3 protein-coding genes are annotated in these 2201 nt (G+C 65.1%); all 3 read right to left on the bottom strand.

Annotation, left to right across the window (positions count from 1 at the left end):
* Positions 1-891 (bottom strand): solute symporter family protein (locus tag A2J02_RS15935; RefSeq protein ID WP_442971480.1); only part of this gene is annotated, 891 nt, incomplete at its 3' end.
* The gene (locus A2J02_RS15930; RefSeq protein ID WP_032378306.1) at positions 891-1190 is read right to left on the bottom strand and encodes a DUF485 domain-containing protein; all 300 of its coding nucleotides are present in this window, start codon (positions 1188-1190) and stop codon (positions 891-893) included. The genes A2J02_RS15935 and A2J02_RS15930, both read right to left, overlap by 1 nt.
* 218 nt (positions 1191-1408) lie before the next feature.
* A partial coding sequence (locus A2J02_RS15925) for a sodium:solute symporter family transporter (protein ID WP_442971479.1) occupies positions 1409-2201 on the bottom strand: 793 nt, incomplete at its 5' end.

The raw sequence follows: 2201 nt of genomic DNA, 5'->3' as shown, positions 1-2201 counted from the left end.
CACGACGCTGCGGCGAGCTTCCTTGGCGGTGGGCACCGTGTAGAAGCGCATCAGCACGTGCGGCAGACCCGCGGTACCGAGCACGAGTGCGAGACCGAGCGAGAGGAAGTTGATCTTCGAGGTGGCACTGCCGCCGTACTGAGCGCCGGGCTCGATGACGTCACGTGCAGCCACGGCCTCGTTGGCCGATCCGGCCACCATGGCCTGCGCGCTGCCGAGCAGTTCGGAGAAGTTCATGCCGAACTTCGCGAGAACGAGGACGGTCATGAACGCTGCGCCGGTGATGAGCAGGACGGCCTTGATGATCTGCACCCAGGTGGTGCCCTTCATTCCGCCGATGAGCACGTACGCGATCATCAGCACGCCGACGATGGCGATGACAATGGACTGTCCGGTGCGGTCGGAGATGTCGAGCAGCAGTGCGACGAGTCCGCCGGCACCGGCCATCTGCGCGAGCAGGTAGAACAGCGAGACGGTCAGGGTCGACAGCGCGGCCGCGGTGCGAACCGGGCCCTGCTTGAGCCGGAAGCTCAGTACGTCCGCCATCGTGAATTTGCCGGTGTTCCTGAGCAATTCGGCGACGAGGAGCAGCGCGACGAGCCAGGCGACGAGGAAGCCGATGGAGTACAGGAAGCCGTCGTAACCGTAGACGGCGATGGCACCGGCAATGCCGAGAAAGCTTGCTGCAGAGAGGTAGTCACCGGCGATCGCGACGCCGTTCTGCGGTCCGGAGAATCCGCCGCCTGCGGTGAAGAACTCCGCGGAGGTCGCATTCTTCTTCGATGCGCGGATGACCACGAACATCGTCACGAGTACGAACGCACCGAAGATCGCGATGTTGACGAGTGGTTCACCGACGGTGGTGTCGGTGGCCTGGGCAAGGATGTTCATCAGCTTTTCGCTCCCTGGGAGGCTTCCATCTCGGCGCGCAGGGCTGCGGCGCGAGGATCGAGTTCACGGTTGGCGAACTTCACGTAGATGCCCGTGATGGCGAACGTCGTGACGAACTGGCCGAGGCCGAGCAGCAGCCCGACGTTGATGTTGCCCCACACCTTGGTCGACATGAAGTCGACCGCGTAGGTGCTCAGCAGCACGTAGATGACGTACCAGACCAGGAAGAACCCGGCCATCGGGAACACGAAGCTACGCAGACGACGCCGAAGTTCCTGGAACTCTGGACTGGCCTGCATGTCGACGAACGCTTGCGCGTCCGGTGGCGAATTGGTTTCCGGTGCGGTCACCTTGGACTCCTGAAGTAGATGTGAGCTGTAGCTGACTCGGAACAGTAATGAGAGTCAGGTCACAAAATCAGGAGGTGGTGTCGATCACACGATGGGAAGCGGGAGTGTGCGACAAGCGGTCGAGAATGGCAGTTGAGCGGTGGAGCCTGCGGAATGACCCAGCGGTCTTAGAGCTCGCGCTCGCGATCTTTGCCCATGTCGAGGCCTTCGGGCAGGTGCAGTCGCGCGAAGATGCGGGAGATGTCGGGCGGGACGGTTTTTCGGGTGGCGAGGCTGACGGCGATCATCGCGGCGAAGGCGACGGGCACGCTGACGGCGGCGGGGTAGCCGAGAATCGCTGCTGCCCAGCCGCCGAGGACGCCGTCGGAGATGGGGGTGACGACGGAGATCGACGCAGCGACGAGAGAGATGCCGCCGCCGAGGAACAGTCCGGCTGCCGCTCCCGCCGCGGTGAGTCCGCGCCACCAGATGCCCAGTACCAGCAGGGGGCACAGGGTGGATGCGGCGACGGCGAAGACGAGCCCGACGGTGCGCGAGAGGTCAAGGGAGACAACGCCGATCGACAGCGCCAACGGAACGGCGCCGGCGAGAATCGCGGCGACGCGGAAGTCTCGGACCTTGCCCGAGAGGACGTCGGTACTGAGCACCCCGGCGATGCTGACCAGCAGACCGGATGAGGTCGACAGGAAGGCCGCGATGGCACCGGCGGCCACCAGCGCGGCCAGCAGTTGGCCCGGTATTCCGGACAGCACCGAGCCGGGCAGCAGCAGCACTGCGGCGTCGGATGCTCCGGTGATCAGCAGTTGCGGCACGTACAGGCGGGCGAAGACGCCGAGCACCGTCGGGAACAGGTAGAACATGCCGAGCAACGCCAGGACGGTGAGCGAGGTCAACCGCGCCGCTCGGCCGTCCGGGTTGGTGTAGAACCGCACCAGCACGTGCGGCAGGCCGAGGGTTCCG

Source organism: Rhodococcus sp. EPR-147 (genome assembly GCF_001647185.1).
GTDB lineage: Bacteria > Actinomycetota > Actinomycetes > Mycobacteriales > Mycobacteriaceae > Rhodococcoides.
The sequence above is the reverse complement of the archived record's forward strand: the minus strand, read 5'-3'. Positions and strand labels throughout refer to the sequence as shown.

What these genes read in the sequence shown, in the direction of transcription:
- A2J02_RS15930 (WP_032378306.1), bottom strand. Translation starts at nt 1,190, where the DNA reads ATGCAGGCCAGTCCAGAGTTCCAGGAACTTCGGCGTCGTCTGCGTAGC.